This is a genomic window from Pseudomonas aestiva (assembly GCF_039908605.1).
In the GTDB taxonomy this organism is placed as follows: domain Bacteria; phylum Pseudomonadota; class Gammaproteobacteria; order Pseudomonadales; family Pseudomonadaceae; genus Chryseomonas; species Chryseomonas aestiva.
Window position 1 is genome coordinate 2,423,305 of sequence record NZ_CP150916.1, and the last position, 22,844, is coordinate 2,446,148.

23 protein-coding genes are annotated in these 22,844 nt (G+C 63.4%); 12 read left to right on the top strand and 11 right to left on the bottom strand.

What is annotated here, in order from left to right; genetic code table 11:
- Positions 1-19: 19 nt before the first annotated feature.
- Positions 20-397, bottom strand: a complete 378-nt coding sequence (locus tag AABM56_RS11240; RefSeq protein ID WP_133861657.1) for a DUF4113 domain-containing protein — start codon at positions 395-397, stop codon at positions 20-22.
- Between the two features lie 644 nt (positions 398-1,041).
- On the opposite strand from AABM56_RS11240, the gene dusA reads away from it, so the two are divergent.
- Positions 1,042-2,052 (top strand): tRNA dihydrouridine(20/20a) synthase DusA, encoded by a 1,011-nt coding sequence (gene dusA, locus AABM56_RS11245; RefSeq protein ID WP_347884096.1) that lies wholly within the window; start codon positions 1,042-1,044, stop codon positions 2,050-2,052.
- Between the two features lie 47 nt (positions 2,053-2,099).
- Positions 2,100-3,026 carry a transaldolase gene (gene tal, locus AABM56_RS11250; protein ID WP_133861615.1) on the top strand — a complete coding sequence of 309 codons (927 nt, stop codon included), beginning with the start codon at positions 2,100-2,102 and terminating at the stop codon, positions 3,024-3,026.
- 12 nt (positions 3,027-3,038) lie between these two features.
- On the opposite strand, the gene rssC is transcribed toward tal, so the two are convergent.
- Positions 3,039-3,521: an anti-sigma factor antagonist RssC gene (rssC, locus tag AABM56_RS11255; protein ID WP_007158388.1), complete on the bottom strand. Its 483-nt coding sequence runs from the start codon at positions 3,519-3,521 to the stop codon at positions 3,039-3,041.
- Entirely contained in the window at positions 3,518-4,702 is a 1,185-nt protein-coding gene (gene rssB, locus AABM56_RS11260) for a two-component system response regulator RssB (protein WP_133861614.1), read from the bottom strand. Before rssB ends, rssC begins: the two co-directional genes overlap by 4 nt.
- Before the next feature lie 204 nt (positions 4,703-4,906).
- Here rssB and AABM56_RS11265 point away from each other — a divergent pair, with 204 nt between their 5' ends.
- Entirely contained in the window at positions 4,907-5,206 is a 300-nt protein-coding gene (locus AABM56_RS11265; RefSeq protein ID WP_133861613.1) for a PilZ domain-containing protein, read from the top strand.
- A 125-nt stretch (positions 5,207-5,331) separates the two neighbouring features.
- Positions 5,332-6,672 carry an IS4 family transposase gene (locus AABM56_RS11270; RefSeq protein ID WP_263259874.1) on the top strand — a complete coding sequence of 447 codons (1,341 nt, stop codon included), beginning with the start codon at positions 5,332-5,334 and terminating at the stop codon, positions 6,670-6,672.
- Positions 6,673-6,703: 31 nt separating this feature from the next.
- Here AABM56_RS11270 and AABM56_RS11275 read toward each other — a convergent pair whose 3' ends face one another.
- Positions 6,704-7,405, bottom strand: a complete 702-nt coding sequence (locus AABM56_RS11275) for a VacJ family lipoprotein (RefSeq protein ID WP_347884097.1) — start codon at positions 7,403-7,405, stop codon at positions 6,704-6,706.
- Between the two features lie 144 nt (positions 7,406-7,549).
- Between AABM56_RS11275 and AABM56_RS11280 the strand changes: the two genes are divergently transcribed.
- Entirely contained in the window at positions 7,550-7,819 is a 270-nt protein-coding gene (locus AABM56_RS11280; RefSeq protein WP_007158392.1) for a DUF4404 family protein, read from the top strand.
- On the opposite strand, the gene queF is transcribed toward AABM56_RS11280, so the two are convergent.
- From queF to AABM56_RS11295, 3 genes are read right to left on the bottom strand one after another with little or no spacing between them, the layout of a single operon-like run.
- Complete coding sequence (gene queF, locus AABM56_RS11285; protein WP_347884098.1) at positions 7,820-8,647, bottom strand: NADPH-dependent 7-cyano-7-deazaguanine reductase QueF; 828 nt, start codon at positions 8,645-8,647, stop codon at positions 7,820-7,822.
- Between the two features lie 13 nt (positions 8,648-8,660).
- On the bottom strand, positions 8,661-9,440 hold the full coding sequence (locus AABM56_RS11290) for an ABC transporter permease (RefSeq protein WP_347884099.1): 780 nt from the start codon (positions 9,438-9,440) through the stop codon (positions 8,661-8,663).
- Positions 9,437-10,369 carry an ABC transporter ATP-binding protein gene (locus AABM56_RS11295; RefSeq protein WP_133863078.1) on the bottom strand — a complete coding sequence of 311 codons (933 nt, stop codon included), beginning with the start codon at positions 10,367-10,369 and terminating at the stop codon, positions 9,437-9,439. The genes AABM56_RS11290 and AABM56_RS11295 overlap by 4 nt, the downstream gene beginning before the upstream one ends.
- Positions 10,370-10,511: 142 nt before the next feature.
- Here AABM56_RS11295 and AABM56_RS11300 point away from each other — a divergent pair, with 142 nt between their 5' ends.
- On the top strand, positions 10,512-10,922 hold the full coding sequence (locus AABM56_RS11300) for a PA2817 family protein (RefSeq protein ID WP_133863079.1): 411 nt from the start codon (positions 10,512-10,514) through the stop codon (positions 10,920-10,922).
- A gap of 59 nt (positions 10,923-10,981) precedes the next feature.
- On the opposite strand, the gene nfuA is transcribed toward AABM56_RS11300, so the two are convergent.
- From nfuA to AABM56_RS11315, 3 genes are all read right to left on the bottom strand, one after another.
- On the bottom strand, positions 10,982-11,566 hold the full coding sequence (gene nfuA / locus AABM56_RS11305; protein WP_133863080.1) for a Fe-S biogenesis protein NfuA: 585 nt from the start codon (positions 11,564-11,566) through the stop codon (positions 10,982-10,984).
- Positions 11,567-11,647: 81 nt separating this feature from the next.
- A complete protein-coding gene (locus AABM56_RS11310) occupies positions 11,648-12,613 on the bottom strand; it encodes a diguanylate cyclase (RefSeq protein ID WP_017640577.1) in 966 nt (321 codons plus the stop codon).
- 2 nt (positions 12,614-12,615) lie between these two features.
- Positions 12,616-13,617: a response regulator gene (locus tag AABM56_RS11315; RefSeq protein ID WP_133863081.1), complete on the bottom strand. Its 1,002-nt coding sequence runs from the start codon at positions 13,615-13,617 to the stop codon at positions 12,616-12,618.
- A gap of 226 nt (positions 13,618-13,843) precedes the next feature.
- Here AABM56_RS11315 and metH point away from each other — a divergent pair, with 226 nt between their 5' ends.
- Positions 13,844-17,560, top strand: a complete 3,717-nt coding sequence (metH, locus tag AABM56_RS11320) for a methionine synthase (RefSeq protein ID WP_263259692.1) — start codon at positions 13,844-13,846, stop codon at positions 17,558-17,560.
- A 93-nt stretch (positions 17,561-17,653) separates the two neighbouring features.
- Entirely contained in the window at positions 17,654-18,781 is a 1,128-nt protein-coding gene (locus tag AABM56_RS11325; protein WP_347884100.1) for a PQQ-dependent sugar dehydrogenase, read from the top strand.
- Between the two features lie 35 nt (positions 18,782-18,816).
- Here AABM56_RS11325 and AABM56_RS11330 read toward each other — a convergent pair whose 3' ends face one another.
- On the bottom strand, positions 18,817-19,119 hold the full coding sequence (locus AABM56_RS11330; protein WP_133863084.1) for a DUF1883 domain-containing protein: 303 nt from the start codon (positions 19,117-19,119) through the stop codon (positions 18,817-18,819).
- Between the two features lie 85 nt (positions 19,120-19,204).
- On the opposite strand from AABM56_RS11330, the gene AABM56_RS11335 reads away from it, so the two are divergent.
- The 4 genes from AABM56_RS11335 to efeU all read left to right on the top strand — a co-directional run bounded on the left by AABM56_RS11335 (position 19,205) and on the right by efeU (position 22,816).
- On the top strand, positions 19,205-20,233 hold the full coding sequence (locus tag AABM56_RS11335; protein ID WP_133863085.1) for an RNA methyltransferase: 1,029 nt from the start codon (positions 19,205-19,207) through the stop codon (positions 20,231-20,233).
- A gap of 100 nt (positions 20,234-20,333) precedes the next feature.
- A complete protein-coding gene (locus tag AABM56_RS11340; RefSeq protein WP_133863086.1) occupies positions 20,334-20,738 on the top strand; it encodes a 3-phosphoshikimate 1-carboxyvinyltransferase in 405 nt (134 codons plus the stop codon).
- Positions 20,739-20,789: 51 nt separating this feature from the next.
- Positions 20,790-21,812 (top strand): twin-arginine translocation pathway signal protein, encoded by a 1,023-nt coding sequence (locus AABM56_RS11345; RefSeq protein WP_133863087.1) that lies wholly within the window; start codon positions 20,790-20,792, stop codon positions 21,810-21,812.
- 149 nt (positions 21,813-21,961) lie between these two features.
- Positions 21,962-22,816: an iron uptake transporter permease EfeU gene (gene efeU, locus AABM56_RS11350; protein WP_133863088.1), complete on the top strand. Its 855-nt coding sequence runs from the start codon at positions 21,962-21,964 to the stop codon at positions 22,814-22,816.
- Positions 22,817-22,844: the final 28 nt, after the last annotated feature.

The following is a 22,844-nucleotide window of genomic DNA, read 5'->3' on the forward strand; positions in this document are numbered from 1 at the left end:
TCAGAAAAATATCTATAGCTCAGTCCACCCGCGGCAACTCCCCCCACCTGGTCGTATACCCTTGCGACAGCAGTTCCCGCCGCATCTGCCATCCCGGATCGGCGGGCACCCGCCCGTATCGCGCATTGATCCGGTCCACCACCCGCATCCGCTCGCTGGGCCGCCCCTGCCCGGCCGGGGCGAAGAGATCCGGCATGAACTCGTCCGTCTGCACGATGCTGCCCAGCACCATGGCGCACTTCGAGTAGGCATAGCCCTCGCGATAAATGGGGTCCAAGCCGGCCAGAACGGCCTGCACCAAGATGCGGGGTTCATCGTTCGGGTGCGCGAGCTGGATACACAGGCTGCAGTAGTAGCGGCGCTCCTCGGGTTCGTGCTGGCCGGTCTGCACGCTCACCAGCAGATCCGCCTGGACCAGGTCCTGGGCGGTGGTGATGTCCAGGCCCCGCGGGCGCCAGTGGCAGCAGACGCCCCTGCCGGAGCGAATCAGTGAGACCCACCATCCCGCTGACCACGCGCAAGGCCTTGCCCACCCACCAAGCCAGCGTCGCCAGCGTTCTGGTGCTGGATATCCCGACGCCGATGGGTATATGCACTCGCGTCAGGCTCTTCCGGTCCAGCCCCCAGGACACCCAGCATGCCGATGAGGTCCGCCCAGCATTCGTCGATCGAATAAGCCTCCAAGTCCGGCACCATCCCCTGGATGGTCCGCATCACCCGGTTCAAGACGCCGGCGTAGAGTTCTTAGTTGGAACTGCGGAAGGCCACGTTGTGCTCTGGACACGCTCCATCTCTCACTTTCTTCTCGATACTTGAAGGGTCCGCCTCCAATCGGATGCCTGGCTTTCCTGATAGACTCTACCCAGAACTCCAGCATGCTGCAGACCCGGACCGGGATGCCCATTCCGCCTTCTTTTGGCTGCGAACCGCCAGCGGTCCCCTTCCGATTCAACTCATGCTCCTTACGCTTGCGCCCTTGCAGCTACAGCTCTACCGAAGCGGCTGAAAGGTAGCAAACCGGCTCCACACAGACGTACCGAGATGCTTGCCGAAACCGCCTCAAACCCAGCAACCACGCGCCCTGAGCCGTCCCGCCGCTTCTCCGTGGCGCCCATGATGGATTGGACGGACCGTCACTGCCGCTATTTCCACCGCCTGCTGTCCCAGCATGCCCTGCTCTATACGGAGATGGTCACCACCGGTGCCCTGCTGCATGGCGATGCCCAGCGCTTTCTGCGCCATGACGAGACCGAGCATCCCCTGGCGCTACAGCTGGGCGGCAGCGTGCCGGCCGAGCTGGCCGCCGCGGCGCGGTTGGGTGAGCAGGCGGGGTATGACGAGATCAACCTGAATGTCGGCTGCCCCAGCGACCGGGTGCAGAACAACATGATCGGCGCCTGCCTGATGGCCTATCCCGAGCGGGTGGCCGACAGCGTCAAGGCAATGCGCGATGCCGTGGCTATCCCGGTGACGGTCAAGCACCGCATCGGCATCTCCGGGCGCGACAGCTACGAGGCCCTGCGGGACTTCGTCGGCCAGGTCACCGAGGCCGGTTGCCGCAGCTTTACCGTGCACGCGCGCATCGCCATCCTCGAAGGGCTGTCGCCCAAGCAGAATCGCGAGATCCCGCCGCTGCGCTACGACGTGGCCGCGCAGCTGGTGCAGGATTTCCCAGATCTCGAATTCATCCTGAATGGCGGGATCAAGACCCTGGACACCTGCCGCGAGCAGCTGGAGGTCTTCGACGGGGTGATGCTGGGTCGCGAGGCCTACCAGAATCCCTACCTACTGGCGGAAGTGGACGCGGCACTCTACGGCTGCGACCGCCCGCAACTGACCCGCCATGAGGTCATGCTGCAGCTGCGGCCCTATGTCGAAGCACATCTGCAACAGGGTGGGCTCATCCATCACGTCACCCGCCATATCCTGGGCCTGGCGCAGGGCTTTCCCGGCGCGCGGCGCTTCCGTCAACTGCTGTCCACCGATCTGCATCGCAGCCCTGAACCGCTGCGCCTGTATGACGAGGCCACTGAACTTCTCAGGGGCCACTGAGTCACGTCTCCACGATGTCCATTCGTTAACCGAAGGAAAGACCTGCCATGAGCAAGCTGGAACAACTCAAGCAATACACCACGGTCGTCGCCGATACCGGCGATCTGGACGCCATCGCCCGCCTCAAGCCCTACGACGCCACCACCAACCCCTCGCTGCTGCTCAAGGCCGCTGCCCTGCCCCGCTACGAAGAACACCTGCAGGCTGCCTTCAGCGGCGCCAAGGGTGACATCGGTCTGGCCTGCGATCGCTTCGCCGTGGCCGTCGGTGGCGAGATCCTCAAGCTGATCCCCGGTCGCATCTCCACCGAAGTGGACGCGCGCCTGTCGTTCGATACCGCCGCCACCCTGGATCGCGCCCATCGCCTGATCGAACTGTACGAGAAGGCTGGCATCGGCAAGGACCGCGTGCTGATCAAGATCGCCTCCACCTGGGAAGGCATCCGCGCCGCCGAGCAACTGGAGAAGGAAGGCATCCAGACCAACCTGACCCTGCTGTTCTCCTTCGCCCAGGCCGCCGCCTGCGCCGAAGCGGGCGTATTCCTGATCTCGCCCTTCGTCGGTCGCATCTACGACTGGTACAAGAAGGCCGAAGGCCGTGACTACGAAGGCGCGGAAGATCCGGGCGTGAAGTCCGTGACCCGCATCTACCAGTACTACAAGGCCAATGGCTACGACACCGTGGTCATGGGTGCCAGCTTCCGCAACCTGAACCAGATCGAGCAGCTGGCCGGCTGTGATCGCCTGACCATCAGCCCCGAATTGCTGCAGCAGCTGTCGGAAGCCCAGGGCGACCTGCCGCGCGTGCTGAACGCCGACAGCACCGGTGGCGAGCCCAAGCAGCAGCTGAACGAGGCCGCCTTCCGCTGGGCGCACAACGAAGACGCCATGGCCACCGAAAAGCTGGCTGAAGGCATTCGCCAGTTCGCGCGGGATCAGGAAAAGCTGGAAGTGCTGCTGCCCGGCAAGCGCTAAGGGATCATTCGGTCAGTGCCTTTCGAGGGCACTGACCAGATCGCGAAAGGCATTGCGGTTGGATTCATTGAGGCCCATCAACACCCGATGGGCTTCAAGCACGCGACTGCGCACCTCGGCTTCGGACTGGTCCTGCGGTGGCAGGTCGGTCAGGCAATCCGGGCAAGGCAGTACGGTCTCGACGATGTTGAACACCTGATCGAAACCCATGGAATCCAGCAGGCGCAGGATGTCCGGGTTGTTGGTGGTCAGCATGGGCAGCAGCCCGATGCGCTGCCGCGACAGGATCGACAGCTTGGCCAGGAGGCCCAGGGTGGTGCTGTCAATACTCTGCGTCTCGGTCAGGTCGATGACGATGGACGAGAAATTCAACGACGAGAAGATGTGTTCGATGGTCGCGTCCAGCGCCGAGCACAGGGTGAGACGCACCTCGCCGGTAAACTTCAGGACGAAGGTGCCATCCTGCTCGGCAAATTGGATTTTTCCGGTGCTCATGCCAGGTTCCTGCTCAACACCAGCAAAGCGATATCGTCGGGCATCTCGGTGACGGATGCCAGATCCAGGGCTTCGCTCAGGCCTGCCAGTGTACCGCCGGCGCGGCGGACGTAGTCGGGCAAGCTGTGTTCTTTCTCTTTCAAATTGTCTCCCGGCAGCAGGTCGAAGATGCCATCCGAAAAGAGGGTCAGGCTGAAACGCTCGGGCAGATCCATCTGGTGGTCATTGTAGGTCGCCTCCTGGAACAGGCCGACCGGCAGCCCCTTGCCGACCAGGAATCGCGTTTCTTCCGGGGTATGCAGGACCGGCAGCGGCAGATGGCCACCGATGCTGTACGCCAGGGTACCCGTGGTTTCGTCGATGACGCCACCCAGCATGGTCACGTGCTTGCCCAATTTGCAATCCAGTAGACCCCTGTTGATGTGGCCGAGCACATCCGAGGGCTTGAATTCGGGCAGGGTGCCGTTGCGCTTGGACTCGTAGAGCAGGCGCGTGGTCATGAACTTGAGCAGCACGGTCACGAAGGCCGAGGACGCGCCATGGCCGGAGACGTCGGCCAGGTAGAAGGCAACACGGTGTTCGTCGATGCGAAAGTAGTCGACGAAGTCGCCGGACAGATACAGCGACGGAATGATCTCGTGGGCGAAGTTCAGCCCTTCGGTTTCCCAGGGCGTCACTGGCAGCATGTTCATCTGCACGTGGCGTCCGGCGTTCTGATCTTCCTGCAGCAGGCTCAGGCTGGCCTGCAGCTCGCGATTGGTGTTTTCCAGCTTGACCCGGTAGCGATCGTTTTCCAGACGCAGACGAGCGCGATCCAGAGCACGGTTGACCGAGTGCTCAAGCACCATCAGGTCTTCCAGCGGCTTGATCAGGTAATCGGCGGCGCCCAGGCGCAGGGCTTCCACGACGTCGCTCATGACGCCGGCGCCGGACAGCACCAGCACGGGCGTATCGATGGACAGCTCGCTGATGCGGCGCAGCAGCGTCAGCCCGTCGACCTGCGGCATGCGCAGGTCGCAGATGATGAGGTCGGGCTGTTCGCGCTCGAATATTTCCAGGCCCTGCTGACCATTGCTGGCCTGCAGGACGTTGAAGCCACTGTCTTCGAGATAGTCGGCGAGACTGAGGCGAACCACCTCGTCATCGTCAATGATCAAGAGCGTGGCAGGCGAATTAGACATAGAGGATCCAGGCATGCACCCGAACGGCAAACCGGCGGACACTATCCGACACGGGCCACGGTGATTACGACACGGCGGAGACACTACTCCCATCCACCGGGGCGTTCAAGCTTGCCAACCGGATGGAATTTCTTTACAGGGTGCCGTTATGGAGTTTATACCTCCAGCAACCCGTCATCCATCCTCCCAAGCAGTAGGATTGCCATGAGTACCATCGACCGTTCTTACAGTGAAAAGCGCGACTTCATTCGCATGCATGTCGACTCCAAGGCCGTATTGAAGGTCGGCGACGCCTCCTTCGAGGCGCGTTGCGTCGATCTGTCCAGCACCGGCTTCCAGATCGAGGCCGCCACCAGCCTACAGATCGGCGACAAGGTGACCGTGCTCATCCCCTCCAGCCATGCCGAACTCCCCGGCCTGGAAGCCGATACCGAGGTCCTGCGCGTCCAGGCGACGGACGCCGGCAAGCAACTGCTCGGCCTGTCCGTACTGGAAATGCGCTAGACGCTCCGATCCCCAATAAAAAAGGCAGCCCGTAGGCTAATGCCAGTCAGTTAAGAGCTTCACCTTGACGCCTGACTGTCGTCGCACAGAATCCGGTGCTTGATTCCTCAAGCACCGGATTTTTTATGCGTATTGCTCAAGCCTTGGAAATGACTCGCGAGCTCTCTTCGGCCACACAGACACTGGAGGCCCTGGGCGAACTGCTCGATCCTGAGCTGGTCAAGACCGCCCTGGAAACGGCCGGAGTCGCTACCCTACGCAAACGCAGGCTGCCGCTGGAATCCATGCTCTGGTGCGTCATCGGCCTGGCCCTGTTTCGTCGCCTGTCGGCCTGGGATGTGGTCAACCAACTGGACATCATGCTGCCCGGTCAGAAGCCATTGGTAGCGCCCAGCGCGGTGGTGCAAGGCCGTCAGCGATTGGGAAGCGACGCTGTACGGGAGGTGTTTCAACTGACCCAACAGCGCTGGCATGAGACGGCCGAACATCCAGGCTGGCAGGGGCTGCGCTTGCTCGGTGTGGACGGCGTGGTCTGGCGCGCTCCGGACACGCTCGAAAATCGCGAGCGCTACGGCTCGGCGATCAATCAGTACGGTGATGGAGGATTTCCCCAGATCCGCATGGTGTGCCAGATGGAACTGACCAGCCATTTGCTGGTAAGCAGCGCCTTCGACGCTTATGCCAGCAATGAAATGAAGCTGGCCGAGCAATTGATCGAGGGCACCCCCGACCATTCGCTGACGTTGTTCGACAAGGGCTTTTACTCTTTAGGTCTGCTACATCGCTGGCAGCGAACCGGTAACGAACGGCACTGGCTATTGCCACTGCGCAAAGACGCCCAATACGAGGTGATACGCTCACTGGGCAAGCAGGATGCGATTGTCAGCCTTCGAACTTCGCCGCAGGCCCGCCGACAATGGCCCGGCTTGCCGGACACCTTGCAGGCGCGACTGCTGAGCAAGACCGTCAAGGGCAAGCGGCGCCAGATCCTTACTTCCATGACGGACCCTGGGCGTTTCGTCTCCGATGAGATCGTCGATCTCTACAGCCACCGCTGGGAAATCGAGCTCGGATATCGTGAGATCAAGCAGGGTCTACTCGATGGCCGTTACACGCTACGCAGCAAAACGCCCGACATGGTGGCGCAGGAGCTATGGGGGCTACTGCTGGGATACAACCTACTGCGTTATCAGATGGTACAGATGAGTCGCCAGTGCCCGGGAGTTCATCCCTGCGAGATGAGCTTCTCCGCCTGCAGCTGGGCCATCCTGAAATTCCTGCTGAGCCTTTCGCTGAATAGCCCTGGCAACATCCCACGTGATATGGCCGAACTGCACGCCTTGGCACCGCACTTCGTTCTACCGCATAGGCGCGATTACCGGGCCTATCCGAGAGTCATCAAGGCCAAGCCCTCGAAGTATCCGACCAGAAAAAAAATGCCAGTCAGCTTAACTGACCGGCATTAGCCCGTAGGCTGCCTTTTTTATTGGGCGGCGACTAGAAGTCGTCGACCACCTGGCCATCCTTGACCTTGAATTCGCGGGTCTGCAGGTAGGCATTGCGGATGAAAACATACTTGTCGCCAGTGATCAGGCGCTCGGCCTGCAGCAGACCGGCCCGGGTGTCGACGGTGCTGAGGGCGAAGGCGCCGTTGCGCACGGCGACATCGTCGACATAGGGATAGGCGCTGGTGTAGCTGTCCGGAATGCGGCCAAGGCCGTCACGCACGCTGCTGGGACCGAAGAATGGCAACACCAGGTAGGGACCGCTGTTGGCGCCCCACTTGCCCAGGGTCTGGCCGAAATCCTCGTCGTTGCGCTGCAGACCGGCCTTGGTCGCCACGTCGACCAGGCCGAGGCCACCCAGCGTGGTGTTCATCAGCAGGCGCGCGGTATCGACCCCGGCGTGCTCGACCTTGCCCTGTAGCAGATCGCTGGCCAGGTTGCGCACGTCACCCAGGTTGTTGAAGAAGTTGCTCACGCCGGTCTGCACGAAGCCGGGCGTGAAGCGCTGATAGCCCTGGGCGACCGGCTTGAGGGCATAGGTATCCAGGGTATCGTTGAACACGAAGATCTTGCGGTTGAAGCCTTCCCAGGGATCGGGATTCTCGGCTTCGGCCGCCATCGCCTGACCGGCAAACGTCAGGGCCGTTGCAAGGAGCGCTCCCCAAACCCTGGAACCACGTCGCTCGACCGTCATCGCTTCTCTCCTCGTTACACTCAGACGCCTGAAAGGCGCCGATTATAGTCATAGCTTTGCCAGTTTGGCTTAGGGCCCGGCGCTGTGACTCGATCTTTGACCCAAGGTTGCGGTCAAAGAATCCGAACACAGGAGAAACGCCTTATGACCACCTCTCATCTGCAGGAACAACTCGACCACCTCCGCCACCAGCTGGACCAGGATCCGCCCGCCTCGCCCGAGGACCGGGAAGAACTGGAACTGCTGATCCGGGATATCGAATTCCAGCTGGCCAACGAAGACGCCACCCATACCCGGGATGGCAGCCTGGTGGAAGGCGTCAATCTGGCGGTGGAGCGCTTCGAGGTCAGTCACCCGACCATGGCCGGCACGCTCCGCTCGATCATGAACAGCCTGAGCAGCATGGGCATCTGATCACTGCCGGACGTAACGTTCCGCGGCGGGCTGGATGGCGTCACTGCTCCGGTAGGGATTGATGTCCAGTCCGCCACGCCGCACATAGCGGGCGAACACGGTTAGCTTCGCCGGCTTGAGCAGCCGCCACAGATCCAGATAGATGCGCTCGACGCACTGCTCGTGGAAATCCGCATGCTGGCGGAAGGCGACCAGGTAGCGCAGCAGACTGGCCGGGTCCAGCGCCAACCCCTCTTCATAGTCGATCACCACCGTGCCCCAGTCCGGCTGGCCGGTGACCGGGCAGTTCGACTTGAGCAGGTGGCTGTAAAACCTCTGACTATCCCGCGCCTCACTCACGCTCAACAGTTCAACCTGCGGGTGGGCATAGCGATCCAGGCTGATATCCAGATCGTCGACGCACTGGCCAGCGGGGCGTCGCACACCCCGTGCCGTCCAGTCATCCAGGGATACCAGGCTGACACCGACGCTACCACCGGCTGCGGCGCTCAGATCTTTGACCAGTACGGCTTCGAGTTCGGCCGGGCTGGCGAACATCGACTGGTTCAGGGAGTTGAGGTACAGCTTGAAGGACTTGGACTCGATGATGTTCGGCGAATCGGCCGGGATGGCGAATTCGCCAATGGCCACCACCGGCTTGCCGGACGGCAGCAGCCAGGACAGCTCGTAACAGGTCCAGACGTCCACCCCGTGAAACGGCAGGTCCTGCCCGTCCAGGCCCAGCTCCGCCCACTTGGGCGCGCGCGGGATCGGATACAGCAGCGTCGGCGCGTACTGGCTGACGTACTCGGTGCTTTTGCCCAGGGGCGATTGTTCTACGCTATGCATGACGCTCCGACACTCAATTACGCATGCCGCGCCCGCTCACGAGCAGGCGGATGCTGACCAGATAAAGCACGACCACGGCGAACAGCATGAAGGCGATCGCCACCCCGATGCGGATGTCGGACACTCCGAGGATGCCGTAGCGGAAGGCGTTGACCATGTGCAGGATCGGATTGATCAGGGACACCTTCTGCCAGAAGGCCGGCAGCAGGTCGATGGAGTAGAAGACCCCCCCCAGGTAGGTCAGCGGCGTCAGCACGAAGGTCGGCACGATGGAGATGTCGTCGAAGTTGCGCGCATAGACGGCGTTGATGAAGCCGCCCAGGGCGAAGATCGCTGCAGTGAGGATGATTACCAGCAGCATGATGCCCAGGTGGTGCACCTGCATGTGGGTGAAGAACAGCGACAGCACGCTGACGATGGCGGCCACGGCCAGTCCGCGCAGGATGCCGCCCATGGCATAGCCGATGAGGATGACGTGCGGCGACACAGGCGAGACCAGCAGTTCTTCCACCGAGCGCTGGAACTTGCTGCTGAAGAAGCTGGAGACCACGTTGCTGTAGGCGTTGGTGATCACCGACATCATGATCAGGCCCGGCACGATGTACTGCATGTAGGTGAAGCCACCCATGCCACCGATGCGATTGCCGATCAGATTACCGAAGATCACGAAGTACAGGACCATGGTGATCGCCGGGGGCAGCAGCGTCTGCGCCCAGATGCGGGTGAAGCGGCGCACTTCGCGATGGACGATGGTCCGCAGCGCCACCATGTTGGCTTGGAATTCGGTACTCATCGGGCGACCTTGGCTAGATTCTTTTCCACCAGGGAGACGAACAGCTCCTCCAGGCGATTGGCTTTGTTTCTCAGGCTCTGCACCTGGATGCCGGCGGCGTCCAGCTGGCGGAACAGGGCGTTGACCCCACTGGCCTTGTCGATCTGCACCTCGAAGGAGTGATCGCCCAACAGCTTGGCCGGATAGCCGTCCAGCTGCGGCGCTGCCGTCAACGGCTGGACCACGTCGACGATGAAGGTCTCGACGTTGAGCTTCTGCAGCAGCTTGCGCATGCTGGTGTGCTCGACCAGCTCGCCATGGTCGATGATGGCGATGTTGCGGCAGAGGTGCTCGGCCTCTTCCAGGTAGTGGGTGGTGAGGATAATGCTGGTCCCCTGCTTGTTCAGCTCGGTGAGGAAGCTCCACATGGAGCGGCGCAGCTCGATATCGACCCCGGCGGTGGGTTCGTCGAGGATCAGCAGGCGCGGCTTGTGGATCAGGGCGCGGGCGATCATCAGACGGCGCTTCATGCCGCCGGAGAGCATGCGCGACGGCGTATCGCGTTTGTCCCACAGCCCGAGCTGGGTCAGGTACTCCTCGGCGCGTTCACCGGCGATGCGTGCCGGGATGCCGTAGTAGCCCGCCTGGGTCACCACGATGTCGAAGGCTTTCTCGAACTGGTTGAAATTGAATTCCTGGGGCACCACGCCGAGGCAGCGCTTGAGGCCTGCCGGATCCTTGTCCAGGTCATTGCCGAACACCGACACCTCACCGCCCGACTTGTTGACCAGGGTCGAGAGGATGCCGATGGTGGTCGACTTGCCCGCTCCGTTCGGACCGAGCAGCGCGAAGAAATCACCTTCGACCACATCGAGGTCGATGCCCTTGAGGGCGGTGAAGCCGTTGTTGTAGGTCTTGGTCAGACCGCGAATGGAGAGAGCTAGACTCATGTGCCTCCCGGCAAGAACTGATTCGCAAAGAAAAGTGCTACTTCCTATAACCCCGGCAGAGGGCAAAGGTTCGATCCTAGTCGAACCAGACAACGTCGGACAGTGCCCCTATACTGCGCAGCCGCTTTTTCAGGAGACACCCATGGCCACTTCCTATCTCGACCACCACGTTGCCCTCCTCGCCCAGTTGCGTGCGCTCCTGGCCGACGTCGGCACGGCCGAGCAGGTGCCGTCGGAAAATCACGCGCTGTTCCTCGACCGCTTCGACGAGCTGGTCGCCGGCCTGCCGCAGGCGCCCGAAGAATACGCCTATCTCGGCCAGGACCTGCTCAGCCAGATCTTCAGCCGCTATCCGCAGATCGCCCACCGGGTACCACGCGACCTGCTGTGGTTCTTTGGCGGCGATTGCCTGCACTTCATGCCGGACGAAGAGCTGGCGCTCTATCAGCGACTGGACGAGCGTCGTCACGAGGCGGAATCCCGCGGCGAGGTCTTCGACTGGGCGCAGGAACAGCGCCTGATGGCCCTGCCGGCTGACGCCGCGCGCCACTGAAACGCCGAAGGGCTATCGAACCGGTCGATAGCCCTTCGTACCCGCAAAACGCGCTATCTCTAGTAGTAGGCGTTTTCGCGGTTGGTATGGTCGGTCACGTCGCGCACGGCGGTGAGCTCGGGGATCCGCTCCAGCAGGGTGCGCTCGACGCCATCCTTGAGGGTCAGATCGACCTGCCCACAGCCCTGGCAACCACCGCCGAAACGCAGCACGGCCACGTTGTCGTCGACGATGTCCACCAGGCTGACCATGCCACCGTGGCTGGCGAGCCCCGGATTGATCTCGGTCTGCAGGTAGTAGTCGACGCGCTCGTTGAGCGGGCTGTCCTCGTTGACCATGGGCACCTTGGCATTGGGCGCCTTGATGGTCAGCTGGCCACCCATACGGTCGGTGGCGTAGTCCACCAGGGCATCTTCGAGGAAGGGCTGGCTGATGGCATCGAGGTAGGCGGTAAAGCTCTTCAACCCTACGGGCTGATCATCGGGCTTCTCTTCGCCAGGCTTGCAATAGGCGATGCAGGTCTCGGCGTACTGGGTGCCGGGCTGGGTAATGAAGATGCGGATACCGATCCCGGGGGTGTTCTGCTTTTCCAACAGGTCGGCCAGGTAATCCTGAGCCGCGTCGGTAATCGTGATGGCGCTCATGGTCACTCCTCAACAGGTGTCCCAAGTTTACGCCACCCCACCCCGCTACGAAAGCCCTAGTGAAACAGTCGGATAATCGACTCAATCGAGCCGCTGCACGAAACTGGTCACCCGGTTGCGCCCGGCGTGCTTGGACTCGTAGAGCGCCTTGTCCGCCTGCTGGATCATCTGCTCGTGATTGCCCAGGGGCACCGACAGATCGGTAAGGCCGATACTGATGGTGAAGGCGATGGGTGTTCCCAGCACATCGAGACGCATGGCCTCCACTGCCTCGCGCAGGCGCTCGGCGAGCAGCCGCGCGCCTTCCACGCCGGTGTCGAGCAGCACCACGCCGAATTCCTCGCCACCGTAGCGCCCGGCTATGTCGGCATTGCGCACATGGGTCTTGATCACCCCGGCCAGCGCCTTGATCGCCTGGTCACCCACGGCGTGGCCGTGGGTATCGTTGATGCGCTTGAAGTGGTCGATGTCGAGCATCATCAGCGCCAGGCGGCCGCCATAGCGCTGGTGGCGGGCGAATTCCTCGGTGAGCCGCTCTTCCCAGTAACCGCGATTGGCCAGCCCGGTGAGGCGATCGGTGCGCGATAGCTCCTGCAGCTTGTCGTTGGAAAGCTCCAGTTGCCGCTTGTTGATGGCGACATCGGTGACGTCGTAGATCACCACGCAGATATGGGCGATGGCCCCGGTGGAATCCCGTAGCGGCAGCAGGGTCACGTTCTGGTACATGAAGGCTTCCACGCCGGTGATCGGCTGGTAGCTCTTGAAGTGGACCAGGTAGGGTCGCTGTTCCCAGATGGAAAAGGCCCGGGTGCCCAGCAGCACCACGCTCTCGGCCTTGGCGCGAAACCAGGCTTCGTCGATCTCGGCGAAGACGGCGAACAGCGACTGCTGGCTGACCTCGCTGAGGATCCGCCCGGAATGGTTTTCCATGAAGCTGTTCCAGACCTCGATACGGTAGTCGAGATCCAGCACCACCACGCCGACATCGATGTTCTGCACGATGTCCAGCAACCAGTGGAGTTCGTTGATATCGATCTGTGCGGCCATGCTCAACTCATTAGGTAGCCGATCTTGCGGGTGATGCGCTTCACCGAATCCTCGGTGAACAGCAGCAGCAGATCGAAGTGGACGTTATGGCCTTCCAGGCTGTAGCTGAGTTCGACCGCCAGGGTCTTCTTCCAGCGCGTCTTGTTGACGACGATGAGTTCGTCGATGGACGCATGGTGACCGAGGATGGTCGGGTGGCCCTGGGAAAAGCGGATGTCGAACTGTTCGGCGATGCCGGCCAGGCAGGCGCCGATGATGATGCTCGACAGGTCCAGCAGCATCTCGATGTCGCCGGACTCCCCCGCCTCGCGCCAGCGCACCAGCTGGGCCATGTCGTCGAGTTCGGAATCATGGAAGATCAGCAGCGCCTCGCCGGCGATGCCCTCGCCGATGTAGCCCTGGCAGACCGCACTGAGGCGATCCTCACGCTGGGCGTCCACCAGCGTCATGTGCAGCTCGCTGACTTCCAGGATATTGACGTTGGGAATCGGCAGCTGGACGAAGACGTTCAGCGCCTTGGCCAGCAGCGCCCCGGCACGGCCCATGGAAACGTTGACCACCTCGCGGAAGGCATCGCGGAAACTGACCTCCAGCTCGGGGCGCGGGACGGGCTCCGCCGGCACCGCCGGATTGGGGCTGTAGAGGCCGTGGCGTGCGAGCACCGCGGCCAGTTCGGCGGGATCGGCGGGCTTGCGCAGGAAGTCCAGGGCGCCCAGTTCACGTACCCGGGCCACCGCCTGCTCCTGGACGTCGCCGGAGACGACGATCACCTTGACCGCCAGGCCTTCGTTGCGGATGGCCGCCAGGGTGCCATAGCCATCCAGGATCGGCATGGTCAGGTCCAGCAGCATCACCTGGCCCAGACCCTGGCGCAGCGCCGTGAGGGCTTCCTCGCCATGGGTGGCCTGGGTGATGGATACCGCCCAGCCTTCGGGCAGGGAGCGAACCAGCTGCTTGCGCGCCATGTTCGAGTCGTCGCATATCACCAGAGGAATCACGGCCACCTTCCATGACGCAGTTTTGACGCACAGTAAACGTCGGTCATCAGACAGTAAAGCAGCGCTTCAACGGTTTGCACGGCGACCACGCTGGATCGCGGCGGCGTTGAGAATGAAAGAGCCGCCGACCCTGTATGAGCATTGCTCATTCTAGAGACCTTCCAATGCCGGGAGCACCCTTGGCTTTTGCTATGCTGCCGGCCTTTGTCCTTTGCCTCTTCATCTGTGTGGAATGCCCATGACCGATCGCAGCTCTCGCCTCGCCGCCCTCCGCCACGCCCTTGCGCAGCGCATCCTCATCCTCGACGGCGGCATGGGCACCATGATCCAGAGCTATCGGCTGGAGGAAGCGGACTACCGCGGAGAGCGCTTTGCCGACTGGCCAAGTGACGTCAAGGGCAACAACGACCTCTTGCTGCTGACCCAGCCGCGGATCATCGCCGAGATCGAAAAGGCCTATTTGGACGCGGGCGCCGATATCCTCGAGACCAACACCTTCAACGCCACCCGCGTCTCCCAGGCCGACTACGGCATGGAGGAAATCACCTACGAACTGAACCTGGCCGGCGCCCGGGTCGCCCGCGAGGTGGCCGATGCCAAGACCCTGGAGACACCGCATCGGCCACGCTTCGTCGCCGGGGTCCTCGGCCCGACCAGTCGGACCTGCTCCATCTCCCCGGACGTCAACAATCCCGGTTATCGCAACGTCACCTTCGATGTGCTGGTGGAGAACTACACCGAGGCCACCCGTGGCCTGATCGAAGGCGGCGCCGACCTCATCCTGATCGAGACCATCTTCGACACCCTCAACGCCAAGGCCGCGATCTTCGCCGTCCAGGGCGTGTTCGAGGAGGTCGGCATCGAGCTGCCGATCATGATCTCCGGCACCATCACCGACGCCTCCGGCCGCACCCTCTCCGGCCAAACCACCGAAGCCTTCTGGAACTCGGTGCGGCATGCCCAGCCGATTTCCGTGGGCCTCAACTGCGCGCTGGGGGCAAAGGAACTGCGGCCCTACGTCGAGGAGCTGTCCACCAAGGCCGACACCTTCGTTTCCGCCCACCCCAATGCCGGCCTGCCCAATGCCTTCGGCGAATACGACGAAAGCCCCGAGCAGATGGCGGCGGTGGTCGAGGAATTCGCCGCCAGCGGCCTGCTCAACATCGTCGGCGGCTGCTGCGGCACGACGCCGGCGCATATCCAGGCCATCGCCGAAGCCGTCGCCCGCCATGCCCCGCGGCAGCTGCCGAATATCCCCAAGGCCTGCCGCCTCTCCGGCCTGGAGCCCTTCACCATCAGCCGCGAGTCGCTGTTCGTCAACGTCGGCGAGCGCACCAACATCACCGGTTCAGCCAAGTTCGCCCGCCTGATCCGCGAAGAGAATTACGCCGAGGCCCTGGAAGTGGCCCAGCAACAGGTGGAAGCCGGGGCCCAGGTCATCGACATCAATATGGACGAGGGCATGCTGGATTCGAAGGCGGCCATGGTCACCTTCCTCAATCTGATCGCCTCCGAGCCGGACATCTCCCGCGTGCCGATCATGATCGACTCCTCCAAGTGGGAGGTGATCGAGGCCGGTCTCAAGTGCATCCAGGGCAAGGGCATCGTCAATTCCATCTCCATGAAGGAAGGCGTCGAGTCCTTCATCCATCACGCCCGGCTGTGCAAGAGATACGGCGCGGCGGTGGTGGTCATGGCCTTCGACGAAGACGGCCAGGCCGACACCGAGGCGCGCAAGAACGAGATCTGCGCGCGCTCCTACGACATCCTCGTCAACCAGGTCGGCTTCCCGCCGGAAGACATCATCTTCGATCCCAACATCTTCGCCGTGGCGACCGGGATCGAAGAGCACAACAACTATGCGGTCGACTTCATCAACGCCTGCGCCTATATCCGCGACAACCTGCCCTACGCCCTGACCTCGGGCGGCGTGTCCAACGTCTCCTTCTCCTTCCGCGGCAACAACCCGGTGCGCGAGGCCATCCACTCGGTCTTCCTCTACCACGCCATCCAGAACGGCCTGACCATGGGCATCGTCAACGCCGGCCAGCTGGAGATCTACGACGAGATCCCGGCCGCGCTGCGCGAGCGCGTCGAGGACGTGGTGCTCAACCGCACCCCGGCCGGCACCGACGCCCTGCTGGCCATCGCCGACGACTACAAGGGCGGTGGCGCGGTCAAGGAAGCCGAGACCGAGGAATGGCGCGGCCTGCCGGTAGGCAAGCGACTGGAGCATGCGCTGGTCAAGGGCATCACCACCCATATCGTCGAGGACACCGAGGAGTGCCGCCAGCAGTGCGCGCGCCCGATCGAGGTCATCGAAGGCCCGCTGATGAGCGGCATGAACGTGGTCGGCGACCTGTTCGGCTCGGGCAAGATGTTCCTGCCCCAGGTGGTCAAGTCCGCTCGGGTGATGAAGCAGGCGGTGGCGCACCTGATCCCCTTCATCGAGGCGGAGAAAGGCGACAAGCCCGAGGCCAAGGGCAAGATCCTCATGGCCACGGTCAAGGGCGACGTCCACGACATCGGCAAGAACATTGTCGGCGTGGTGTTGGGTTGCAACGGCTACGACATCGTCGATCTAGGTGTCATGGTCCCGGCGGAAAAGATCCTGCAGACCGCCATCGCCGAGAAGTGCGACATCATTGGTCTGTCCGGCCTGATCACCCCCTCGCTGGACGAGATGGTCCACGTCGCCAAGGAAATGCAGCGCCAGGGCTTCACCCTGCCGCTGATGATCGGCGGTGCCACCACCTCTAAGGCCCATACCGCGGTCAAGATCGAGCCGCAGTACAAGAACGATGCCGTGGTCTATGTCACCGACGCCTCCCGTGCGGTGGGCGTGGCTACCCAGCTGCTATCGAAGGAACTCAAGGCCGGCTTCGTCGAGCGCACTCGCGCCGACTACGTCGAGGTCCGTGAGCGCACTGCCAACCGCAGCGCCCGCACCGAACGCCTGTCCTACGAAAAGGCCGTGGCCAACAAGCCGGCCTTCAACTGGCTCGGCTACAAGGCACCCAAACCGACCTTTACCGGTGCCCGGGTGCTGGAAGACATCGACCTGGCGGTGCTGGCCGAGTACATCGACTGGACCCCCTTCTTCATCTCCTGGGACCTGGCCGGCAAGTACCCGCGCATCCTCAGCGACGAGGTGGTGGGTGAAGCCGCCACCGCGCTGTTCGACGATGCCCAGGCCATGCTCCGCAAGCTGATCGACGAGAAGCTGATCAAGGCCCGCGCCGTGTTCGGCTTCTGGCCGGCCAATCAGGTCCGTGACGACGACCTGGAAGTCTACGGCGAGGACGGCCAGCCCCTGGCCACCCTGCACCACCTGCGCCAGCAGACCATCAAGCCCGAGGGCAAGCCCAACCTGTCCCTGGCCGACTTCGTCGCGCCAAAGGAGACGGGCGTGACCGACTACATGGGTGGCTTCATCGTCACCGCCGGCATCGGCGCCGAGGAACTGGCCAAGAACTACGAGCGCAAGGGCGACGACTACAACTCGATCATGGTCAAGGCCCTCGCCGACCGCCTCGCCGAGGCCTGCGCCGAATGGTTGCACGAGCAGGTGCGCAAGGAGCACTGGGGCTATGCCGCGGACGAGACCCTGGACAACGAGGCGCTGATCCGCGAGCAGTACAAGGGCATCCGCCCTGCCCCCGGCTATCCGGCCTGCCCCGATCACACCGAGAAGGCCACCCTGTTCAAGCTGCTGGACCCCGAGGCCAGCTTCAACGAGGCCGGTCGCAGTGGCGTCTTCCTCACCGAGCACTACGCCATGTTCCCGGCCGCCGCCGTCAGCGGCTGGTACTTCGCCCATCCCGAAGCCCAGTACTTCGCCGTGGGCAAGATCGACCGGGATCAGGTAGGCAGCTACACCGAGCGCAAGGGCCAGGAGCTGGCGGTGACGGAGCGGTGGCTGGCGCCGAATCTGGGGTATGACAACTAGCCCGGCAGACGCCTCAGGTAACAAAAACGCAGCCCTTTTCGCGGGCGTCCCTACTAGGGTGTAGGGACTTCCATCGACGAGGACCGCGTGCCCATGAAAGGCCTTACCCTAGCCGCCGGCAGTCTCCTGTTCGGTCTCGCCACCCTGAACGCCAATGCCGCGCCCCAGGCGCTGAGTGAAGCTCAGTGGCCCTTCACCGCGACGTCACGAGCCACCCTGGATGCGCCCTGGGCCATCGCCTTCCTGCCGGACGGCACGGCGCTGGTCACCGAGAAAGGCGGCGTCCTCAAGCACCTGAACGTGCAGACTGGCAAGGCGCAGGACATCGGCGGTGTGCCCAAGGTGGTCGCCGCCGGCCAGGGCGGGCTGGGCGATGTCATCCTGCATCCGCAATATGCCAGTAATCAGCTGATCTACCTGAGCTACGCCGAAGCCGGCGAAGACGGTACCCAGGGTGCCGCCGTGGCCCGTGCCAAGCTGACCTTGAAAGAAGATGGCAGCGGGTCGCTCAGTGACCTCAAGGTGATCTGGCGGCAGACCCCCAAGGTCACTGGCAACGGTCACTATGGCCATCGCATGAGATTCGGCCCGGACGGCAAGCTGTGGATTACCTCGGGTGAGCGGCAGAAATTCACCCCGGCCCAGGACATGACCGGCAACCTGGGCAAGCTCATCCGCCTCAACGATGACGGTAGTACGCCTGCGGACAACCCCTTCGCCCAGCAGGGCGGCGTAGCGGCGCAGGTCTGGTCGCTGGGTCACCGCAACCCGCTGGGCATCGCCTTCGATGCCCAAGGCCGCTTGTGGGAACAAGAGATGGGTCCCCAGGGCGGTGACGAGCTGAACCTGATCCAGCGCGGCGGCAATTACGGCTATCCCGAGGTCTCCAATGGCGATCACTATGGCGGCAAGCCGATCCCGGATCACGCGACCCGCCCGGAATTCATCCCGCCGAAGATCACCTGGACGCCGGTGATTTCCCCGGCCGGATTGATGATCTACGAGGGCAGCCGCTTCCCGGCCTGGAAAGGTAATGCCTTCATCGGCGGCCTGTCTTCCAAGGCGCTGGTGCGGATCGAACTCAAGGGCGAAGAGGCACGCGAAGTCGAGCGCTATGCCATGGGCACGCGCATCCGCGACGTCGAGGAAGGTCCCAACGGCAGCCTCTGGGTACTGGAAGACGGCGCCAACGCACGGCTGCTGGAGTTGCAGCCGAAATAGCCAGCAGGATCACCCAGGGACGGGTGACCGCTGTCTCAACGCAACTCGGAAGGCGAGCGACGGACGATCTTGATCGAGTGCTTGATCTCGGGCTTGCGGGTAACGCTGATCGGCCGCTTGGTGACGGTGTCCAGGGTGATGTTCCAGAAGCCGGTGCTCGGGACGGTGATGCGCGCCGGAAAGGTGTCGAAGGCGCCGCCGTGATAGGAGTGGCGGCCGCCGTTCTTGAAGCTGCGGAAATTGGCATCGTTCATCAGGCGGATGTTGCACACCCCCGAACTCTGGATGACGACCAGATCGCCCTCGTTGAGATGCTCGCGCTGGTGGATGAACTTCATGACGGGTCCTCGTCTTGCAAAGGACTAGGATAGCATCCCTGCCCTGTCCTATTATCGCCGCCCGCCCTCGACCTGCCCTTTTCCCATGCGTATTTCCGATGTCGTCCAGTTGCTCGCCGATGCCGGCGCCAAGCCCAAGCACAGTGCCCGTATCCTGCGCGCCTGGTGCCAGGGACTGGCCCTGGATACCGGCACCCGGCGCCAGCAGGCGGAAAACTTCCTGCCGCTGGAGGTACGCCAGGCCATCCCGGCACTGACCGCGCGGCTGGAAGGCCTGGCCCGGGTGACCTCGGAGCATCCGGGAGCCGACGGTTCGGCGCGGATGCTGGTGACCCTGGGCGATGGCCAGGCGGTGGAAAGCGTGCTGCTGCCGCGCGACGGGCTCTGCGTGTCGTCCCAGGTCGGCTGCGCGGTGGGCTGCGTCTTCTGCATGACCGGCAAGAGCGGCCTGCTGCGCCAGGTGGGCAGCGCCGAGATCGTCGCCCAGGTCGCCCTAGCGCGACGCCTCAGGGCGGTCAAGAAGGTGGTCTTCATGGGCATGGGCGAGCCGGCGCACAACCTGGACAACGTGCTGGAAGCCATCGACCTGCTGGGCACCGCCGGCGGTATCGGCCATCGCAACCTGGTGTTTTCCACCGTCGGCGATCCGCGGGTGTTCGAGCGACTGCCCCAGCAGACGGTCAGGCCGGCATTGGCGCTGTCGTTGCACAGCACCAATGCCGAGCGTCGGGCCCGCCTGCTGCCCAAGGCGCCCCGCTACGAACCGGGTGAGCTGATCGAACAGGGTGAAGCCTATGCCCGGCTGATCGGCTATCCCATCCAGTACCAGTGGACGCTGCTCGCCGGCATCAACGACAGCCAGGACGAGATGGACGAATTGCTGCGGCTGATGAAGGGCAAGTACGGCGTACTCAACCTGATTCCCTACAACAGCCTGGAAGTGGACGACTACCAGCGCCCCGACGGCGAGCGCATCGTGCAGATCGTGCGTTACCTGCACAGCCGCGGCCTGCTCACCAAGGTGCGCAATTCCGCGGGCCAGGATGTCGACGGCGGTTGTGGCCAGTTGCGCGCCCGGGCCGAGGTGCTGCGCCCCGTACGCGTCAGCGCCTGACCGATCGTCCTGCGCGGGGCCCCGCCTATCAGGTGCGGCGGAACGCCCGGTCGGGCGCCCCCTCAGAGTGCATTCGCACCATTCAGAGGGAAGCTTTTCCATGCAGGATCGCATCAAACGCCACGACCCCTTCATCGCTGGTCTGAAGGAACGCCTGCCCGAGGCGCTGCGTGAATCCTTTACCGAGGAGCAGCTGGAAGCCCTCAAGCTGGCCTTCGGCACCCGCAGCTGGGGCAAGCACAGTGTCGATCTGCGCGGCACCGTCAAGTTCTGGCACCGCCGCTACTACTTCGTCTTCCTCGCCGGTCGCAACTACCGTCAACTCTCGCGCCTGGAGCAGGAATTGTCCCTGCTCGGCAAGGCCACGGTGCTGGCGGTGATCCTGCTGGCCTGCGGCCTGGTGGGCCTCTTGCTGCTCTATCTGCTCAAGTCCGCACTGGGCATCGACATCTTTCCCGACTACTCCTTCGGAGTTTGGACCTGGTTCAAGGGTCTATTCGAGTAGCACGGATTCGCTTGACCCTGGCAGGGAGGCTTGCCCCTTGGGAGACCTCCTATGCCCCACCTGAATCGCCGTCAGACCCTCGGCCTGCTGGCTGCCAGTGCCGCCCTGCCCCTGCTGGGCGGCTATCCGCTCCGCGCCTTCGCAGCGGGCGATGAATACCTCGCCCTGGTCGAGAAGGAAGCCCCCGGCATCGGCTTCTATCGCCTGGCCGATGGCAAGCGTGTCGGCAGTCTGGAATTGCCTGAGCAACCCCATGAGATCGTCGCCGACCGCCAGGGTCGCTATGCCTATGTCGGCCAGTACGGCGTCAAGAGCTGGCAGGCGCCTGGCGAGGGCGGCCACCAGGTCAGCGTGATAGATCTCGCCGAGCGCCGCCTGGTGAGGTCCATCGATCTGTCGCCCTATCACCGCCTGCACGGCATGCGCCTGGACGACCAGGGTCGCCTCTATGTGCTCAGCGAAACCGACTCGCTGCTCATCCGCGTCGATCGCCCCGCCACCGCCGAATCGCCCAGCCAGATCGTCCCGGTCGGCGGGACCCGCAGCCACTACTTCGTCCTGACCCGTGACGGACGCCGTGCCTACGTCGCGGATACCCTGAGCGGCCTGGTGATCCTGGTGGACGCGCACAATCCCGCCGTGCTGCCGGTCAAGAAATATCTCGGCCAGGCGCCGGAGGGCTGCTGCCTGAGTCCGGACGAGCGTACCTTCTATGTACTCAACCGTTTCGCCGGCATCCTCCATGCGCTGGATGCCCGCGACCTGGCGCCGATCCGCCAGATCAAGCTGCGGGGCGAAGCGGTACGGGTAGCCGCCCTGCCCGATGGCCGCCTGCTGGTGTCCAATCTGGCGGACAAGAGTCTTTCGCTGCTGCGGCCCGATACCCTCGCCGAAGTGGCCTATCTGCCCATGGGCAGTGCGGTGCCCGGCCTCAACCTCGATCCCCGCGGCGAGCGGCTGTTCGCGGCGCTGGAAGATAATCAGCTGGCAGTGGTCGACCTGCGCAACTGGCGGGAGATCCGTCGCTTCGCCACCGGCAAGGCTCCGGATACCGCCGTGGTCTTCCAGGCCTGACGCGCGCCTGCACGCTGATCCGCTGCCAACCAGTCGGCGGATCCGCAAGGCACGAGAATCATCCGCATTTAACAATCCGAATCATTGTGATACAAATCACCGACCTCCGGGCGCCTCTGCGCCCTTAGCTTCCGGCGGTGATAGCTTTCATGCTCGTTCCCTTTCTGATCATGCTCCGCGAAGGTATCGAAGCGGCGCTCATCGTTGGCATCATCGCCAGCTATCTGCAACGCACCGGTCGTGGCCACTGGATGCCCGCGGTCTGGATCGGGGTGATGCTGGCCGCCGCCCTGTCCCTGTTCGTGGGCGCCGGACTGCAGTTGGCCAGCGCCGAATTCCCGCAGCGTCAGCAGGAACTGTTCGAAGCGGTAGTCGGCCTGGCCGCCACCGCCATCCTCACCTCCATGGTGTTCTGGATGCGCAAGGCGGCGCGCTCGATCAAGACCGAACTCCACGACTCCCTGGAAAACGCCCTGTCCGCTTCGCGCAACCAGGTCTATGCCCTGATCGGCATGGTCTTTCTGGCGGTGGCCCGCGAGGGCCTGGAAACCGTGTTCTTTCTGCTCGCCATCTTCCAGCAGAGCGCCGGCCCCGGTGCGCCCCTGGGTGCCCTGCTGGGCCTGATCATCGCCATCGCGGTGGGTTACGGCCTCTATACCGGCGGCGTGCGACTGAACCTGGGCAAGTTCTTTCGCTTCACCGGCCTGTTCATCCTCTTCGTCGCGGCCGGCCTGTTCACCAACTCGGTCAAGGCCCTGCATGAAGCCGGCCTGTGGAATTCGCTGCAGCAGGTACTGTTCGACTGGAGCCACGTGCTGCCCGCCGACGGCCCGGTGGGTACGGTGCTGGCCGGCATGTTCGGCTACCAGGACACCCCGACCGTGAGCACCCTCGGCGCCTATCTGCTGTTCCTGGCGGTCACCCTGCCGCTGTTCTTCCGCACCCCGGCGCCGCCCCAGCGTCCTGTGGTAACCACCCCCGCCTCGCTGGAGCGCCCGTCTTGAACAACGCCAACCCCCATTCGCCGAAGCA

Coding starts and splice junctions, on each gene's coding strand:
- rssB (WP_133861614.1), bottom strand. CDS start 4,702: ATGTCTAATTCGCCTGCCACGCTCTTGATCATTGACGATGACGAGGTG.
- AABM56_RS11275 (WP_347884097.1), bottom strand. CDS start 7,405: ATGACGGTCGAGCGACGTGGTTCCAGGGTTTGGGGAGCGCTCCTTGCA.
- AABM56_RS11270 (WP_263259874.1), top strand. CDS start 5,332: ATGCGTATTGCTCAAGCCTTGGAAATGACTCGCGAGCTCTCTTCGGCC.
- AABM56_RS11330 (WP_133863084.1), bottom strand. CDS start 19,119: ATGAAGTTCATCCACCAGCGCGAGCATCTCAACGAGGGCGATCTGGTC.
- AABM56_RS11300 (WP_133863079.1), top strand. CDS start 10,512: ATGGCCACTTCCTATCTCGACCACCACGTTGCCCTCCTCGCCCAGTTG.
- AABM56_RS11295 (WP_133863078.1), bottom strand. CDS start 10,369: ATGAGTCTAGCTCTCTCCATTCGCGGTCTGACCAAGACCTACAACAAC.
- nfuA (WP_133863080.1), bottom strand. CDS start 11,566: ATGAGCGCCATCACGATTACCGACGCGGCTCAGGATTACCTGGCCGAC.
- efeU (WP_133863088.1), top strand. CDS start 21,962: ATGCTCGTTCCCTTTCTGATCATGCTCCGCGAAGGTATCGAAGCGGCG.
- rssC (WP_007158388.1), bottom strand. CDS start 3,521: ATGAGCACCGGAAAAATCCAATTTGCCGAGCAGGATGGCACCTTCGTC.
- tal (WP_133861615.1), top strand. CDS start 2,100: ATGAGCAAGCTGGAACAACTCAAGCAATACACCACGGTCGTCGCCGAT.
- AABM56_RS11335 (WP_133863085.1), top strand. CDS start 19,205: ATGCGTATTTCCGATGTCGTCCAGTTGCTCGCCGATGCCGGCGCCAAG.
- dusA (WP_347884096.1), top strand. CDS start 1,042: ATGCTTGCCGAAACCGCCTCAAACCCAGCAACCACGCGCCCTGAGCCG.
- AABM56_RS11280 (WP_007158392.1), top strand. CDS start 7,550: ATGACCACCTCTCATCTGCAGGAACAACTCGACCACCTCCGCCACCAG.
- AABM56_RS11265 (WP_133861613.1), top strand. CDS start 4,907: ATGAGTACCATCGACCGTTCTTACAGTGAAAAGCGCGACTTCATTCGC.
- AABM56_RS11310 (WP_017640577.1), bottom strand. CDS start 12,613: ATGGCCGCACAGATCGATATCAACGAACTCCACTGGTTGCTGGACATC.
- queF (WP_347884098.1), bottom strand. CDS start 8,647: ATGCATAGCGTAGAACAATCGCCCCTGGGCAAAAGCACCGAGTACGTC.
- AABM56_RS11345 (WP_133863087.1), top strand. CDS start 20,790: ATGCCCCACCTGAATCGCCGTCAGACCCTCGGCCTGCTGGCTGCCAGT.
- AABM56_RS11340 (WP_133863086.1), top strand. CDS start 20,334: ATGCAGGATCGCATCAAACGCCACGACCCCTTCATCGCTGGTCTGAAG.
- AABM56_RS11290 (WP_347884099.1), bottom strand. CDS start 9,440: ATGAGTACCGAATTCCAAGCCAACATGGTGGCGCTGCGGACCATCGTC.
- metH (WP_263259692.1), top strand. CDS start 13,844: ATGCCCATGACCGATCGCAGCTCTCGCCTCGCCGCCCTCCGCCACGCC.
- AABM56_RS11325 (WP_347884100.1), top strand. CDS start 17,654: ATGAAAGGCCTTACCCTAGCCGCCGGCAGTCTCCTGTTCGGTCTCGCC.